The organism is Serratia sp. HRI, from assembly GCF_010119335.3.
Lineage (GTDB): Bacteria > Pseudomonadota > Gammaproteobacteria > Enterobacterales > Enterobacteriaceae > Serratia > Serratia nevei.
Genome location: NZ_CP083690.1, coordinates 436163 through 451777, shown reverse-complemented (window position 1 = coordinate 451777; position 15615 = coordinate 436163). Strand labels below are relative to the sequence as shown.

The 15615-nt window shown below is 57.6% G+C and carries 14 protein-coding genes; 5 read left to right on the top strand and 9 right to left on the bottom strand.

What is annotated here, in order from left to right:
* Positions 1–31: 31 nt before the first annotated feature.
* The 6 genes from GF111_RS02265 to GF111_RS02240 form a co-directional block, all read right to left on the bottom strand.
* On the bottom strand, positions 32–1210 hold the full coding sequence (locus tag GF111_RS02265) for a glycosyltransferase (protein ID WP_148940335.1): 1179 nt from the start codon (positions 1208–1210) through the stop codon (positions 32–34).
* A gap of 207 nt (positions 1211–1417) precedes the next feature.
* Positions 1418–2461 carry a spermidine/putrescine ABC transporter substrate-binding protein PotD gene (potD, locus tag GF111_RS02260; RefSeq protein ID WP_038877809.1) on the bottom strand — a complete coding sequence of 348 codons (1044 nt, stop codon included), beginning with the start codon at positions 2459–2461 and terminating at the stop codon, positions 1418–1420.
* A gap of 228 nt (positions 2462–2689) precedes the next feature.
* On the bottom strand, positions 2690–3472 hold the full coding sequence (gene potC, locus GF111_RS02255; RefSeq protein WP_047727722.1) for a spermidine/putrescine ABC transporter permease PotC: 783 nt from the start codon (positions 3470–3472) through the stop codon (positions 2690–2692).
* Positions 3469–4329: a spermidine/putrescine ABC transporter permease PotB gene (gene potB / locus GF111_RS02250; protein WP_038877805.1), complete on the bottom strand. Its 861-nt coding sequence runs from the start codon at positions 4327–4329 to the stop codon at positions 3469–3471. Before potB ends, potC begins: the two co-directional genes overlap by 4 nt.
* Positions 4313–5428 carry a spermidine/putrescine ABC transporter ATP-binding protein PotA gene (gene potA, locus GF111_RS02245; protein ID WP_110612503.1) on the bottom strand — a complete coding sequence of 372 codons (1116 nt, stop codon included), beginning with the start codon at positions 5426–5428 and terminating at the stop codon, positions 4313–4315. Before potA ends, potB begins: the two co-directional genes overlap by 17 nt.
* Positions 5429–5453: 25 nt before the next feature.
* Positions 5454–5726, bottom strand: coding sequence for a hypothetical protein (locus GF111_RS02240; protein ID WP_055312280.1), 273 nt, complete (start codon positions 5724–5726; stop codon positions 5454–5456).
* Between the two features lie 57 nt (positions 5727–5783).
* On the opposite strand from GF111_RS02240, the gene pepT reads away from it, so the two are divergent.
* The 5 genes from pepT to GF111_RS02215 all read left to right on the top strand — a co-directional run bounded on the left by pepT (position 5784) and on the right by GF111_RS02215 (position 12137).
* Complete coding sequence (gene pepT, locus GF111_RS02235) at positions 5784–7013, top strand: peptidase T (RefSeq protein ID WP_004941154.1); 1230 nt, start codon at positions 5784–5786, stop codon at positions 7011–7013.
* Positions 7014–7339: 326 nt separating this feature from the next.
* Positions 7340–8479 (top strand): tail fiber domain-containing protein, encoded by a 1140-nt coding sequence (locus tag GF111_RS02230; RefSeq protein ID WP_038877840.1) that lies wholly within the window; start codon positions 7340–7342, stop codon positions 8477–8479.
* Between the two features lie 407 nt (positions 8480–8886).
* Positions 8887–10518 (top strand): S-type pyocin domain-containing protein, encoded by a 1632-nt coding sequence (locus tag GF111_RS02225; protein ID WP_223294947.1) that lies wholly within the window; start codon positions 8887–8889, stop codon positions 10516–10518.
* A complete protein-coding gene (locus GF111_RS02220) occupies positions 10515–10787 on the top strand; it encodes a hypothetical protein (protein WP_015377598.1) in 273 nt (90 codons plus the stop codon). Before GF111_RS02225 ends, GF111_RS02220 begins: the two co-directional genes overlap by 4 nt.
* A 261-nt stretch (positions 10788–11048) precedes the next feature.
* Positions 11049–12137 (top strand): malate/lactate/ureidoglycolate dehydrogenase, encoded by a 1089-nt coding sequence (locus GF111_RS02215; RefSeq protein WP_224217843.1) that lies wholly within the window; start codon positions 11049–11051, stop codon positions 12135–12137.
* A 40-nt stretch (positions 12138–12177) separates the two neighbouring features.
* On the opposite strand, the gene GF111_RS02210 is transcribed toward GF111_RS02215, so the two are convergent.
* The 3 genes from GF111_RS02210 to phoP all read right to left on the bottom strand — a co-directional run bounded on the left by GF111_RS02210 (position 12178) and on the right by phoP (position 15518).
* Positions 12178–13299 (bottom strand): cupin domain-containing protein, encoded by a 1122-nt coding sequence (locus tag GF111_RS02210; protein WP_055312281.1) that lies wholly within the window; start codon positions 13297–13299, stop codon positions 12178–12180.
* 84 nt (positions 13300–13383) lie between these two features.
* The gene (phoQ, locus tag GF111_RS02205; RefSeq protein ID WP_060446746.1) at positions 13384–14841 is read right to left on the bottom strand and encodes a two-component system sensor histidine kinase PhoQ; all 1458 of its coding nucleotides are present in this window, start codon (positions 14839–14841) and stop codon (positions 13384–13386) included.
* A gap of 5 nt (positions 14842–14846) precedes the next feature.
* Positions 14847–15518, bottom strand: coding sequence for a two-component system response regulator PhoP (gene phoP, locus GF111_RS02200; RefSeq protein WP_025302513.1), 672 nt, complete (start codon positions 15516–15518; stop codon positions 14847–14849).
* Positions 15519–15615 lie beyond the last annotated feature (97 nt).

Here is a 15615-nt window from a genome sequence, read left to right as displayed (position 1 = left end):
TAGAGCGTAATGCGTTAATAATGGATTTTTCCTATTTACTTCCGTAAATAGTATCAATCAGTTTGAAATAGGCATCGGGAGCATGCGCATTTTTTATTCTTTCGATGGATGCTTGTGCTTTATCGCTTATTGTTTTTTTGTCAGCAACGGCATTAGCTATATTTTTCTTGATGCCAGCTATAATGATATTACGAATTTCTTCTTTGTCATCATAACTACTGATGACAATTTCTTTAAATTTATTACATGGAACATCGATCATCCAACCTGATTCGGAGGGGTTTATTTCTGTCAGTGCACGAACGCTGGTTGTTATCACTGGACATCCGCAAGCTTGCATTTCCAATACGGAATAACCATAAGTGTCACCCCATGTTGGCAGCAAACCAATGTGGCTACTAATGAATTTTTCCATTACTTGCCCGTTAGGAAGCGATGCAAAATGGGAAATGCATGATAGATCTTTCACAATGGATTCAATGCGTTCATAGAATTGCATATCATCTTTGAATTCTCCATGAACATAATTATCTCTTTTGCCCAGATCGCCGATCAAAGTGACATCAATGTCGTCTGCTGAAATAATCCCGCTCTCAACCAGTTCGCTAACGGCAAGAACGATTTCTGCACCGCCTTTACGGTAAAAGTCCCGACCGACAAAGATGAGCTTTACCCTGTCTGAATCGACCGGTTTGTCAGTTACCGCAGCCACTAACAGTTGCTGCGGCGGATGAACGATACGCATCTTGCTTTTGATTGAATCGGCAAGAGCGGGGTATTCATCAAGCATAGCCACCTGAATATTATAAGCAGATTGTGATAATGCTAAAATACTGAGGCAATTGCTTTCGGCGATGGCTGATAGCAAGGCTCCAATCTTTTCGTTTTTCTCATAATTATTCTCCCCATCCGGTTTTCTATGGATATCCATTACTTCCGGTATTCTCGGGATAATAGTCTTAAAGGTTGAAACCCACTTGCTTTTTAGTAATCCGGTGTGGTTGAAGAAATGAAATGCATCAATATTATTTGAGGGGTTAACTATGAGCGGTCTAAAAATAAATGATGGTGCTTTATTTAGTAGTTTGCTGTTCAGAAAGTTAATGTATTTAAAAGTATTGCTTTTATCAAAGTTGATGAAGTCATGACTTTTGTTTTCAGTAATGCAACGCTTTTCAGGGTATCCATTGCTCGCAATTCCGATGCGCATTCACCACCTCATAATAATTAAAAATAAAATGCAATAATTTAGGCAATATACCGCTATCCATGTGTAATTACAAGGATTATTCAATGCGTAAACATTCGTGCATAATTACAGGGAGTAATGCTTTATTAAATACATCAATAAGCTACTGCAACTTCGTTATCCGACTTGTGATGGCGGATAACGAAGATAATAGCGTTTCTCTAACGATCAGCGCCCGGCTTTCAGCTTTTGGAAGTAGCTTTCGTACAGCGTGCTGGCGTCGCCGACGTCGTTTTGCCACTCGCCGTGCTCAATCACCGCCTTATCCGGGTAGAGTGATTTGTCGTTGGCGATCTCCGGCGACAGCAGCTTCTTCGCCGCCAGGTTCGGCGTCGGATAACCGATGGTTTCCGCCACCTGCACCGCGATTTCCGGCCGCAGCAGGAAGTCTATCAGCTTCAGCGCCCCCTCGACGTTGCGCGCATTGGCCGGAATGGCCAGGCTGTCCATCCAGAAGATCCCGCCTTCCTTCGGCCAGACGATCTCCAGCGGCGTGCCGGCCTGGCGCGCCACGAAGGCCGAACCGTTCCACACCATACCGACGTTGACTTCCCCTTCCATAAACGGGTTGCCCGGGTTGTCGGAGTTGAAGGCCAGCACGTTCGGCATCAATTTCTGCAGTTCGTGGTAGGCGGCTTCGATCTCTTTCGGATCGGTGGTGTTGCCGGAATAGCCCAGCTTGAGCAGCGCCATCTGGAACACTTCGCGCGCGTCGTCGGTCAGCAGCAGGCGGCCTTTGTACTGCGGCTGCCACAGATCGGCCCAGGACGTGACGGTAGAGGGCTCCTGCGCATCACTGTTAACGCCGATGGCGGTGGCGCCCCAGATATAGGGGATGGAATAGTCGTTGTTAGGATCGAACGGCTTGTTCAGCAGGGTAGGATCAAGATCCTTGAAGTGGCTGAGCTTGCTCTTGTCGATTTTTTGCAGCATGCCTTCCTTGCTCATCTTGGCGATGAAGTAGGTGGAAGGCACCACCAGATCGTACGCGCCGTCTTTATAGGTCTTCAGCTTGGCGTACATGCTTTCGTTGGATTCATAGGTGGAATAGATCACCTTGATACCGGTTTCCTTGGTGAACTGCTCCAGCAGCCCCGGCGGGACGTATTCAGTCCAGTTATAGAAATACAGCGTTTTGCCGTCAGAGGCGTTTGCAGAGCAGAAACTCAGCGCCATCATCCCGGCTGCGAGCAGATGTGACCACTTTTTCATGCAGCGTATCCTTCAGCAGTAATGAGCCGAACCCGTATGGGCAAACCGTTTGGCGGCCGCGCCATACCCCAGAAAGGGGCCATTATAGGGGCCGGGGCGGGGTGGGTAAAGGCGGTTATCCCAGCGGCAAATCAGCGGGTTAACCGAGCCTGGCCGATCAAAAACGGCCGCAGTCATATCACTGCGGCGAATGAAAGAGGCGGGCGCCGCAGCGCCCGGCGGTAAGGATTACTCGGCCTTGGGCGAGCGATCGCGCATCACCCACTGGCTGGCGATCACCAGCACCAGCGACAGCAGCAGCAAAATGGTGGCCAGCGCGTTGACCTCCGGCGAGACGCCGACTTTCACCATCGAATAGATCTTCAGCGGCAAGATTTCGTAGCTCGGCCCGGTGACGAAGGAGGAGACGACCACGTCGTCCATCGACAGGGTGAAGCTCAGCAGCCAGCCGGCCGCCACCGCCGGCATCGCCAGCGGCAGGATGATCTTGCGCAGAATGGTGAACTCGCTTGCGCCGAGATCGCGCGCGGCCTCCAGCATCTTCACGTCGAACCCTTTCAGGCGCGCGTAAACGGTCACCACCACGAACGGCAGGCAAAAGGTGATGTGCGAGAACAGCAGCGACCAGAAGCCGAGCGAAATGCCGAGCAGCATGAACAGCACCAGCAACGAGATAGCCATCACGATATCCGGCGACATCATCACCACGAACAGCATGCCGCCGACGAACGGCTTGCCGCGGAAGCGGTAGCGGTACAGCGCCACCGCGGTCAGCGAGCCGATCAGCGTGGCGAAGGTGGCGGAGAGCACCGCCATGGTCAGCGAGTGGCCGGCGGCCTGCAGCAGGCTGTCGTTATTCAGCAGCGTGCTGTACCACTTGGTGGTGGCTCCTTGCCAACTGATGCCGAAGCGCGAGGCGTTGAAGGAGTTGACGATCAGGATGACGATCGGGATATACAGGTAGGCGTATACCAGCGTCATAAAGCCGCCGCGCAGCAGACGTCCGATCATGCCAGATCCTCCTTCTTGTTCAGCAGGCGGGCGGCCCGGTAATAGACCAGCAGCAACAGCCCCATCACCAGCGTCAGGCAGATGCTGGTAGCCGCGCCGAACGGCCAGTCGCGGATATTGAGGAACTGGCTTTTAATCACGTTGCCGATCAGCAGATTCTTGGCGCCGCCCATCAGATCGGCGACGAAGAACAGCCCCATCGCCGGCAGCACCACCAGCAGGCAGCCGGCGATAATGCCCGGCATGGTCAGCGGCACGATGATGCGGATAAAGGTCTGCAGCTTGCTGGCGCCGAGATCGCGCGCCGCCTCCAGGCAGGACTTATCGAGCTTTTCGATGCTGGAGTAGAGCGGCATCACCATAAACGGCAGCAGGATATACACCAGGCCGAGGATCACCGCTTCCGAGGTGTACATGATGCGCAGCGGCTTGTCGATGACGCCGACCCACAGCAGCGCGTCGTTGAGATAGCCGCGGGTGCTGAGAAACAGCTTTAGGCCGTAGATGCGGATCAGCGAGTTGGTCCAGAAGGGCACGATCAGCAGAAACAGCAGCAGCGGCCGCACCTTCTGCGGCAACCGCGCCAGAATAAAGGCGAACGGATAGCCAATCACCAGGCAGCACAGGGTGGCGACCAGCGCCATGTTCAGCGAGTGCAGCAGCACCTGGGCGTACAACGGATCGAACAAGCGCCGGTAGTTGTCCAGCGTGAACACCATCTGCACCAGGTTGGCGTCATCGCGGGTCAGGAAGCTGGTGGCGATGATCATCAGGTTGGGCATGAACACGAACAGCAGCAGCCAGGCGACGACGCCGACGATCACCACATTCTGGAAGACTTTACGCGATTTCTTCATCGGTCAGCACCACCTCCCAGCTTTCAACCCAGGTCACCGCCATCTTCTGGTTGAGCGAGTGGTCGACGTCCGGATCGTCTTCATTGAAGAACTCGCTGACCATCACCGTTTTACCGCTCTCCAGCTCAACCACCGACTCCAGCGTCATGCCTTTGTAGTTGCGCTCGCGCACGTAGCCGATCAGCCCGTCGTGCTGCGCGCTGTCGTTCACTTCTTCTACCCGCAGATCCTCCGGGCGCAGCAGCACCTTCAGCTTTTGGCCCGGCTCTACCGGCAGATCGGCATAGATGTCGCACTCGCGGCCTTCGACGTTGGCGCGCACCCGCTGCGGATCGAGGCGCTGCAAGACCACCGCGTCGAAGATGTTGATCTCGCCGATAAAGCTGGCGACGAACAGGTTCTTCGGCTCTTCGTAGATTTCACGTGGCGTGCCGTCCTGCTCGATGCGGCCTTCACGCATCACTACGATGCGATCCGACATGGTCAGTGCTTCTTCCTGATCGTGGGTGACGAACACGAAGGTGATGCCCAGCTTGCGCTGCAGCGCCTTCAGCTCGTTCTGCATCTGTTTGCGCAGCTTGTAGTCCAGCGCCGACAGCGATTCGTCCAGCAGCAACACCTTCGGCTTGTTGACCACTGCGCGGGCGATGGCCACGCGCTGCTGTTGGCCGCCGGAGAGCTGGCCCGGCCGCCGCTTGGCGAACGCATCCAGCTGCACCATGCGCAGCGCCTCTTCGACGCGCGGCGTCAGTTCCGCCGCCGGCACCTTTTGCATGCGCAGGCCAAAGGCGACGTTGTCGAACACCGACATGTGCGGAAACAGGGCATAGCTCTGAAACACGGTGTTGACGTGGCGATGTTCGGCCGGAATGGCGGTGATGTCCTGGCCGTCGAGCACGATGCGGCCCCGATCGGCGTCTTCAAGACCGGCGATCAGGCGCAGCACCGTGGTTTTGCCACAGCCGGAGGGGCCGAGAATGGTGAGGAATTCGCCGTGGTTAATCGCCAGTTCGAGATCGGCAATGATGGTTTTGCCATCGAACGCTTTGCTCAGGGCATGCAGTTCAACAAGGGGAGTCAGAGAGGATGTCTCAGTCATTTATCGTATTACTCTATCCCGTGGGCTAATGCAGATAGAACCGCAACTGGAAAAGACTGCCGGAGCTTGCGGAATGCCCGCTGATCAAATGAAGCTCAAACCAGTTGCGCCAATGGAAATTTTTCGAGCGCGCATGATAGACGCTGAATGCCGGAATTGAAAGCCGATCCGGCCCAGATGCCGCGTTTTTCATCATGATAGCGACAAATGACCCTGTGATGACAGTGTTATTTCCCTCATAAATCATCACAAAAATTAATGATATTGGCGAATTCTGGTTAAAAATGACCTGACGCAATATTTGATCCTGATCGGTTCCGCATAATGAAACGCGATATTCTGAGGGGCCGCTACCATGGACAAATTACTTGACCGCTTTTTCAACTACGTCTCTTTCGACACCCAGTCCAAAGCGAACGTAAAGCATGTGCCGAGCACCGACGGGCAGTTGAAGCTGGCGCGTGCGTTGCAGCAGGAAATGATCGCGCTCGGCTTCGAGCGGGTGTCGCTCAGCGAACACGGCTGCGTGATGGGCACCTGGCCGGGCAACGTCGCCTGGCCGGTGCCGGCGGTCGGTTTTATCGCCCATCTGGATACCTCGCCGGATTTCAGCGGCAAACACGTCAATCCGCAGATCGTCGAGAACTATCGCGGCGGCGACATCGCGCTGGGCATCGGCGATGAAGTGCTGTCGCCGGTGATGTTCCCGATCCTGCACCAGATGCTGGGGCAGACCCTGATCACCACCGACGGCAAAACGCTGCTGGGCGCCGACGACAAGGCCGGCATCGCCGAGATCCTCACCGCCATGGTGCGCCTGCGCGCGCGCAAAATCCCGCACGGTGACATCCGCGTGGCCTTCACCCCGGACGAGGAGGTGGGCAAGGGGGCACAGCTGTTCGACGTGGCGGCCTTCAATGCCGAATGGGCTTACACCGTGGACGGCGGTGGCGTCGGCGAGCTGGAGTGCGAGAACTTCAACGCCGCCTCGGTGACGATCAAAATCCTCGGCAACAGCGTGCACCCCGGCAGCGCCAAGGGCGTGATGGTCAACGCGTTGTCGCTGGCCACCCGCATTCATCAGGCGCTGCCGGCGGACGAAGCGCCGGAGACCACCGAAGGCTACCAGGGCTTTTATCACCTCAGCAGCATCAAGGGCAGCGTAGAGCGCGCCGAAATGCACTATATCCTGCGCGACTTCGAGCGCGAGGGGTTTGAAGCGCGCAAGCGCAAGATGGTGGACATCGCCCGCGAGGTCGGCAAAGGCTTGCCGCGCGATTGCTATATCGAAGTGAGCATCGAAGACAGCTACTACAACATGCGCGAACAGGTGGCGGAGCACCCGCATGTGATCGCGCTGGCGCAGCAGGCGATGCGCGACTGCGACATCGAACCGGTGATGAAGCCGATCCGCGGCGGCACCGACGGCGCGCAGCTGTCGTTCCGCGGCCTGCCGTGTCCGAACCTGTTCACCGGCGGCTACAACTACCACGGCAAGCACGAATTCGTGACGCTGGAAGGCATGGAGCAAGCGGTGGCGGTGATCATGCGCATCGCGGCGCTGGCCGCCGAGCGGGCGCGGTAAACACCTTCGTTCCCCGGCCGGCTTGCGCCGGCCCGCATTCCCTTTTCTGATACGCCCGGCGGGCTCAGCGTGCCCGCCGCTCTCTTCTTCTGCTTTCTTCTTCTGCTCTCTTTATGGCTCCCAGTCTCATGGTTGTTTCGTTCACCACACAACCTGCGATGAGGGAATCCCATTATCTTTTGAGATAAATTACTGGTTATGCATACAGTTTTGCTGTGTACTTAACCGGTTTTACAGCTTCGGTGCGGTGAGCCCAGTGGCCAGGGAATGCTGGGGGAATGAGCGCTGTTAACCGCCATCAAACAGGACGTAAGAGGGTAACAATCATGGCAGAAGAAAAGAAAAATGCGCAGGTGCTTAACGGCGTTAACGACGATATCGCCGAACTGAAATCACTGTCTACGCTGCGCCAGCGCGTGGTCAGCGACGGTGAAATCGTCTCCAAATCGGCCAACGGTTTTCGGCTGGCAAATGGCAATACCGGTGTGATGCTGCGTAACGACGGCGAGGCTTTCTACTTACTGACAACTCAGGCTGGGCAAGCTCAAAACGGACAATGGAACACCTCGCGTCCTTTCGCTTTCAGCCTGGCTTCCGGCAGGGTTGCACTCGGCAACGGCGTTGATATTTCCGGTGGTGCGATGGTATCGCATAATGCCGGCATCTCCACCGCGACCACCGGTCCAGCACCACTTATTAATGGGCAAGTCTATGATGCGGCCGCCGTACATACCAATTTCACCAGCGGTAACGTCACTACGGCCATGTTGATGGGGTCACGCGTGGTCGCCGGCAAAGAGGATTATGGCCTGCTCTCTTACCGCGATTGGCAGGGAAACTGGAACGAGCTCCAGGTCAGGCCGAATGCCGAATTATCAGTAGGACAACTGATTAAGCGTAATGCTAATGGATGGATTTGGGCGGCCGGTAACCAGAATGTAAACAATAATGCAGACCGCATTACCAACGGGATGCATATACAGGGTGCAGGCGACCTGTCAGCCGATTTGTACCACTACGAGCGCATCGGCAAACACCACATGCTCGCGTTGCACGTGGCCAATGGCGGCGCTGATGGTTGGTATGAATTCCGCAATGATGGCCATGCCTACACCAATGGCGCCTGGAACAGCAGCTCAGATGTCCGCATGAAAACCGATATCACAACAATTGACGGCGCATTGGACAAGTTGGCCAATATTGGCGGCTACACCTACCTAAAACAGGGCGTGCCGGAGGCCGGGGTGATCGCTCAGGAAGTGGAGAGCGTATTGCCGCAGTCGGTGACCCAAACCGAATTGAAGCTCAACGATGGCAGCGTGCTGAAGGATGCGCGGGGCATCAATATCAACGGCGTGGTGGCGTTGCTGGTTGAGGCGCTTAAGGAAGAGCGAGCGGCCCGAGAAGGGTTGGAATCGCGGGTGGCGGTGTTGGAAGGCATGATTTCAACGTCTCAAAATGCTTGAGTCACGGCCAAGTGACGGGATTTTCAACGGAGTAATTATTGCGGCTAAATAATGCAATATTTGCTCCGCCTGCCTCGAACAAGGAGAAAGATATGGGCGGATTTAACTATGGCGGCGGAAAAGGGGATGGGACTGGCTGGAGTTCTGAACGTGGCTCGACACCAGAGCCAGGCGGGGGTTCAAAGGGAAACGGTGGCCGCGACTCATCATCGGGTGGTTCTGGGGGGGCTCGCGGCGGATGGGCTGAAGCGGGGCCCATTAGTACAGCATTGATTGATGCTGCTATTTCGGAAGCAATTCAAAATGGTTTACCACGAGGCACTGTGGCGGCTACATCCACACCGGCATATAAGTCCATGCGAACTGCCATTGATAACCTTCCACTGGATAAGCAACCAGAAGCTCGGATGCAAGCAGCTAAAGCTTGGCAAAAAGCGCATGATGCAATGCCGGATAAGGTGACGGAAGCCCGTGAATCAGGTGGCGGACGTAATGGACATACATCTTATTATACCAAGGACAACGATGTTAAAAAAACGCAGGCTCAGGCTGTTTCCCAGGTTACGGCTGACTTGGACAATGCGCTGAAGAAAAATCAAGATGCGGAACGCCAACGACTGGCTAACGAAGCCCGCAAAGCCGAAGAAGCTCGTAAAGCGGAAGAGGCTCGAAAAGCAGAAGAGGCCCGCAGAGCCGAAGAAGCCCGAAAGGCTGAAGAGGCACGCAAAGCAGAAGAAGCCCGCAAGGCTGAAGAGGCCCGCAAGGCGGAAGCCGCAAGAAAAGCGTTGTTCGCCAAAGCGGGGATTCTGGATGCACCGGCCTACTCCCCGGAAAAGCTAAAAGCGGCCAATGCGGCGCTGGCTGCCGCAGGCGCCATGGTGCTTAACCGCGCGCCCGCGATGCTGCAGGCGTCGATGGTCGGGCAAGGTGTGATGACGACCACGAGCGAACTGGCCGGCTGGGCAGCGAGCGCGTCGTGGCGGGCGGCTTATGAAGTTGGCAGTATACGCGCCGGCACCGCAGTCGCCGCCGGATCGGTGCTGGGGGCTTTTGCCCTCGGCTTCTACCCGACAGAGGCCGGTGCCGGGAGTGCCCAGGTGCCCGGGCGGGATGCTAATCTGTTTGCCCTCCAGGCGAGCCTGGCGGCGGCGGGCAGGGCGACCATCCAGCCCGGCATGACCTCGGTCGATTTGCCGGTGCGCGGATTTATCACTACCGACGATGACGGGAGACAGAGCGTCAACTTCGTCAGGACGGGCGTCGGCGACGTATCGCCGAGCGTGCCGGTATTCAGACCCGTTCGCGATGAGCTGACGGGGCTGGACAAAATCACGCTGCCGGCGGTGGCAGGCGCACCGGCCAGAACGATACTGATCAACCCGGTACCGACCGGGCCGGCAGCGCCGGCGCATACCGGCAACGGCTCACCGGGGCCCAAATCGCCAGTGCATACCGGCACCGGCATCAGGCAGGCGGACAGCATCGTGGTCACCACCTTCCCGGCGGATGTGGTGCAGGATCTGCAAGATTTTATCCTGTGGCAGCCGGATGCGACGGAGATTGGTGTAGAGGCCATCTATGTGATGGTGAGCAAGCCCTATGGTGAAACCAACGCCAGGGGCAAATACAGCGGTCGTGAATACAACACCAATAAAGCTGGAGGCCCCATTCAGAATCTGGATTGGAAAGGGGCCAGCATCGACCGTGCCGGCGTGGATAAGGTGAAGCTGCATACTGGGCGTTTTACAGAGTCAGACGCTAACAAAGTGATGATCGGCCGCCTGGAAAAGATCTTGAAGGGAGAACTGCCTCCCACCGATACTGACAGGCGATTTTATACACATGAGATCAGGGAATTGGAGCGTTATCGCAATTTGGGTATTAGAGATGGCTCGGTGCCAGATAATCAAGGGGAAGTGTGGAATAATACGCATACTGCGACGTTGGAAGATTATCAATTAGGCAACAGCGAGGCTTTGCTCTATACGCAGGAGGCTTTAGACGCTGCTGAACAACAAGAGTTGAGGATGCTAAAATGATTGATTTAGAACGCTTGGCAAAAGAAGAAAAAATTTCTGACGTCATTGCCTTTTTGGTGAGAAATGAGGATGGGTTTGGTTATCCCCAAATGGATCGATTCTTTAGTCGCCATAATTTTACAGTAATTGGGAATGGTGAATTCAGGCGGGTGTTCGAACAGTTACGTCAGAATGGCGTTATTGAATGGGGTGACAAAATGCTTGTTAAAAAAGGCCCCAATTGGAAAGAGCCGAAATTCGTAACTGAGAAAAAATACGGTATCGAATAGCCGTGGTTATGGTCTGATTCGTGCTTCTTTAACCCCCGGCAAACGAAATTTTGTTGGGGGTTTCTTTTTTGGCTGGTGGGGGTGCCATAACGCGAGCCTTATGCCGGGTGGCTAAAGTAGCGGCCCTCGCTTTTTTGTCGCCTGAGCTAACGTGCGGATACTGTAGTTAAAACGGGACGCTTGCGATCGGCATAATCGCTTGCCGTAACAGGGCGTTGCTCATAGTGTGGAAGCCTATTCCCCACGCATAAGGACCGCATGATGAGCACCGAATACCGTATCGCCAGCCCGCATTTGGCGCAGTTCGTTCAGGCGATTTGGCGCCAGGCCGGCAGCACGGCGCGTGAAGCCGAGCTGGTGGCCGATCATCTGGTGCAGGCCAATCTGGCCGGGCACGACTCGCACGGCGTCGGCATGATCCCCAGCTACATGGCGTCGCTGGCGCAGGGGCAATTGCAGCTCAATCAGCATGCCGAGGTGGTGCGCAACGCCGGCGCAGTGCTGACGCTCGACGGTGCGCGCGGCTTCGGTCAGGTGGTGGCCAGCGAAGCGATGGCGCTGGGCATTGAACGCGCCGGCAAGCTGGGCCTGGCGGCGGTGGCGCTGCATAACGCGCACCATATCGGCCGCATCGGCCACTGGGCGGAACAGTGCGCCCGCGCCGGCTTTATCTCGATTCATTTCGTCAACGTGGTGGGCGATCCGATGGTCGCGCCGTTCGGCGGCAGCGATCGTCGCTTCGGCACCAACCCGTTCTGCGCCATTTTCCCGCGGCCGGACCGCACGCCGCTGCTGTTGGATTTTGCCACCAGCGGCATCGCCTTCGGCAAGACCCGGGTGGCCTATAACAAAGGGCTGTCGGTGGCGCCGGGCTATCTGATCGACGAACACGGGCAACCCACCACCGAACCGAAGGTGATGCACGAAGCGCCGTTCGGTTCGCTGCTGCCGTTCGGCTTGCACAAAGGCTATGCGCTGGCGGCGATGTGCGAGATCCTCGGCGGCGCGCTCTCCGGCGGCCGCACTACCCACGCTGCCACGCTGAAAACCGACAGCGACGCCATCTTCAACTGCATGACGACCCTGATCCTCGATCCTCAGGCCTTCGACGCCCCGCAAATGCAGGCCGAGGCCGAAGCCTTTATCGGCTGGGTCAAGGCGTCGCCGCCGAGCGGCGAACAGCCGATCGCCGTTCCGGGAGAGTGGGAAGAGGCTAACCGCGCAGCGCGGCTGGAGCAGGGCATCCCGATCGATGCCACTACGTGGCGGCAGATTGGCGCGGCGGCGGAGCAGGTTGGCATGGCGGCGGGGGAACTGGCGGATTATCGCGCGCAGGCGCGCCAGGCATAAAAAAGCCACCCGGCAGGGTGGCTTGTTCGCGTGACGGCAATCAGTCGTTAAAGTACCAATACCCGCTGTTGACCAGCGCGGTCAGCAGCGCCAGGAACGACGGGTCGTCCACCGCGTCGCCGAGCAGGGCGGCGTCGACGCTGAAGTTTTGGCATAGGGCGTCTGCGGCCTGCAGTTGGTCGGTGTCGATCAGCTCGCCGTTGACGAAGCAGCGATCGCCGACGCGCAGCACGCGCAACCCGCCCAGGCGCTGCAGCGCTTCACCCTGTTGCAGCAGCTCGTAGATTTCCCCGGCCTGATACGGCGGTTCCGGCGGCGCCAGATCCAGCTCGTGGCGCGACTGGGAGATGAACTCGCCGAACCAGTGCTGGAAGTGTTCCGGCTGTTGCACCAGATCCAGCATCATCTGCCGTAAGGCGTCCACTTCCTGCGGCAGGATCTCCGCCGGGTGTTCGCGCAGTTTAACGTCCGGATCGCCGTAGCGCTTGCTGCCCAGTTCGCGCGCCAGCACGTAGTCGGCGAAGCCGCTCACCAGCTCGCGGCCGTTCGGCGCGCGGAAGCCCACTGAATAGTTGAGCGCGTTTTCCAGCGCGTAGCCTTCGTGTGGGAAGCCCGGCGGAATGTAGAGAATATCGCCCGGCTCCATCTCTTCGTCGATGATGGCGTCGAACGGTTCCACCTGCAGCAGATCCGGATGCGGGCAGTGCTGTTTCAGCGGCGTTTTTTCCCCGACGCGCCAGCGGCGGCGGCCGGTGCCCTGAATGATGAACACGTCGTACTGATCGAGATGCGGGCCGACGCCGCCGCCCGGCACCGAGAAGGAGATCATCAGGTCATCCATCCGCCAGTCCGGCAGCTGGCGGAACGGGCGCATCAGCGCCGCGGAAGGCTCATGCCAGTGATCCACCGCCTGCACCAGCAGCGACCAGTTATTCTCGCTCAGGTGGTCGAAGCTCTCGAAGGGGCCGTGCGCAACCTGCCAACGGCCGTCCTGGTGGCTGACCAGGCGGCTGTCCACTTCGTTTTCCATCGCCAGTCCGGCCAGCTCATCCGGGGAGATCGGATCGATAAAGTTTTTGAAGCCGCGCTTGAGAATCACCGGGCGCTTTTGCCAATAACGCTGCAAAAAATCGTTCCAGTTCAGGTCTAATTGATAATCCATGTTCTATTCCAGGAGAGAGGAGTGAGCCTGAGTGCGATTATAACGGAAGTTTGGCCCCGTGGATCGGGGCCGCAGAGGCATAATTTACTCGTTGTGGTGGGTGTCGTGCTGGCGGGCGAAGGTGACCTGCATGCGCGCGCCGCCGAGCGGGCTGTCGCTGATGACGATTTCGCCGTCGTACTGCTCGATGATCTCCGCCGCCACCGACAAACCCAGGCCCTGGCCGGGGCGCAGGGTATCCACCCGCTGGCCGCGCTGGAAGATCAGCTGGCGCTTGCTTTCCGGGATCCCCGGGCCGTCGTCGTCGATGACGATGGTGAGGTTTTTCTCGGAGTGCAGTGAGGTGATCTCAACGAACTCCAGACAGTATTTGCAGGCGTTTTCCAACACGTTGCCCATCACTTCCATAAAGTCGTTCTTCTCGCCCATGAAGGTCACCTCCGGCGAGATGTCCAGCGTGATCGCCACCCCTTTGCGCTGATAAACCTTGTTCAGCGCCACCACCAGGCTGTCGAGCAGCGCAGGTACCGAATGGATCTCGCGCGTCAACACCGTCTGGCCGGAGTTGATGCTGGCCCGGTGCAGGTAGTAACCGATCTGCTGTGAGATGCGCCCGATCTGATCCAGCATGATCGGCTCGGCTTCTTCGATGGTGGTCTGTTTGCCGCTGCGCAGCGAACGCAGGGTACTTTGCAACACCGCCAGCGGCGTTTTCAGGCTGTGGGTCAGATCCGACAGGGTGGTGCGATACTTGGTGTAGCGCTGGCGCTCGTTGCGCACCAGAATGTTCAGATTGCGCACCAGCCCGCGCAGCTCGCTGGGCGGGTTCTCATCCAGCTGATCGCGCTCGCCGTTCTCCAGCTCGCCCACCTGATTGACCAGCGCCTTGATCGGCCGCAGGCTCCAGTAGGCCGCCAGCCACAGCAGCGGCACCACCAGCAGCAGGTTGGCCAACAGCACGTAGCTGAACCACTCCCACACCACGTCGGAGCGCTGCAGCTCCTGCGGAATGCTGTCGACCACCACGATGGTCAGCGCCGGCAGGCGAGGCGTGGCGGCATAGGTGTTGACCGCCACCGAGTGAGCCAGCGCGTTCTGATCGGTATCGTCATAATTCTTCAGCTGATCCTGCGCTTTGGGGTTGTCCCCCAGCACTTCGCTACTGATGCGGGTATCGGTATCAATTTCGTAAAAGCCGGCCTCTTCCAGCCATTCCTTGTTGATCAGCTTCTCCAGCTCTGGCACGTTGCGCTGGCTCCACAGCAGGTTGCCTTTATCGTCGTAGATAAACACCAGCGTCGGGAAGTTGAGATCGATATCGGGGGGAATGGCGATGGTGAGCTTGTTGTCTTTCCACTGCGCCAGGCTGAAGAACAGGTTGCTCTCGCCGCGCAGCAGGCGGAAGGCGGTCTTGTCGAAGCTGACGATGTAGCCGACGACCGCCACCAAACCGTAAGAGAGCGACAGCGCCAGGATCACCCCGGCGGTCGCCATCAGGAAGCGGGCGCGCAGCGAAAACGGTTTTTTATCCTTGTTGAACATCATGTTCACTTCGCGTCAAAACGATAGCCCTGGCCACGTACCGTGGTGATCACTTCATGTGGGTATTCCGCCTGCACCTTTTTACGCAAGCGGCCCATCAGCACGTCGATGGTATGGCTTTCACGCAGTTCGGCGTCCGGGTAGAGTTGCAGCATCAACGAATCCTTGCTCACCACCTTGCCGGCGTTGCGGATCAGGGTCTCGATGATGGTGTATTCAAAAGCGGTCAGCTTGATTTGCCGATCGTTAACGCTCAGTTCGCGGCGCGACAGATCGATCTGGAACGGCGGCAGCACGATCACCTGCGAAGCCAGGCCGCTGTTGCGGCGCATCAGCGCCTGCATGCGGGCGATCACTTCTTCCAGGTGGAACGGTTTGGTTACATAGTCGTCGGCGCCGGCTTCCAGCACCGCCACTTTGTCCTGCCAGCTTTCGCGGGCGGTCAGCACCAGGATCGGCAGCTTGGTCTGGTGCGCGCGCCAGCGGCGGATCAGGCTCAGGCCGTCTTCACCCGGCAGGCCGAGATCGACGATGGCGATATCCGGCGCGTGTTCCTGCAGGAAGTAATCGGCTTCCTTGGCGTCTTCGGCCGCGTCGACCTGATGGCCCATCTCGCGCATCTGAACGGAGAGGTGGTGGCGCAGCAAACCATTATCTTCAACAACCAGTACTCGCATGGCGAACTCCTGTGACTGTGCGGGTGAACGTCCTGTCACCCACGCGATAAAAGGGAACACGCTCTGCGGCGTGTCAGGGGATAACGCGGCCACCTGA

Excerpts from the sequence above, each read along its gene's own strand:
- GF111_RS02265 (WP_148940335.1), bottom strand. The coding sequence starts at position 1,210 with ATGCGCATCGGAATTGCGAGCAATGGATACCCTGAAAAGCGTTGCATT.
- potD (WP_038877809.1), bottom strand. The coding sequence starts at position 2,461 with ATGAAAAAGTGGTCACATCTGCTCGCAGCCGGGATGATGGCGCTGAGT.
- potC (WP_047727722.1), bottom strand. The coding sequence starts at position 3,472 with ATGATCGGACGTCTGCTGCGCGGCGGCTTTATGACGCTGGTATACGCC.
- potB (WP_038877805.1), bottom strand. The coding sequence starts at position 4,329 with ATGAAGAAATCGCGTAAAGTCTTCCAGAATGTGGTGATCGTCGGCGTC.
- potA (WP_110612503.1), bottom strand. The coding sequence starts at position 5,428 with ATGACTGAGACATCCTCTCTGACTCCCCTTGTTGAACTGCATGCCCTG.
- pepT (WP_004941154.1), top strand. The coding sequence starts at position 5,784 with ATGGACAAATTACTTGACCGCTTTTTCAACTACGTCTCTTTCGACACC.
- GF111_RS02230 (WP_038877840.1), top strand. The coding sequence starts at position 7,340 with ATGGCAGAAGAAAAGAAAAATGCGCAGGTGCTTAACGGCGTTAACGAC.
- GF111_RS02225 (WP_223294947.1), top strand. The coding sequence starts at position 8,887 with ATGCAAGCAGCTAAAGCTTGGCAAAAAGCGCATGATGCAATGCCGGAT.
- GF111_RS02220 (WP_015377598.1), top strand. The coding sequence starts at position 10,515 with ATGATTGATTTAGAACGCTTGGCAAAAGAAGAAAAAATTTCTGACGTC.
- GF111_RS02215 (WP_224217843.1), top strand. The coding sequence starts at position 11,049 with ATGAGCACCGAATACCGTATCGCCAGCCCGCATTTGGCGCAGTTCGTT.
- GF111_RS02210 (WP_055312281.1), bottom strand. The coding sequence starts at position 13,299 with ATGGATTATCAATTAGACCTGAACTGGAACGATTTTTTGCAGCGTTAT.
- phoQ (WP_060446746.1), bottom strand. The coding sequence starts at position 14,841 with ATGTTCAACAAGGATAAAAAACCGTTTTCGCTGCGCGCCCGCTTCCTG.
- phoP (WP_025302513.1), bottom strand. The coding sequence starts at position 15,518 with ATGCGAGTACTGGTTGTTGAAGATAATGGTTTGCTGCGCCACCACCTC.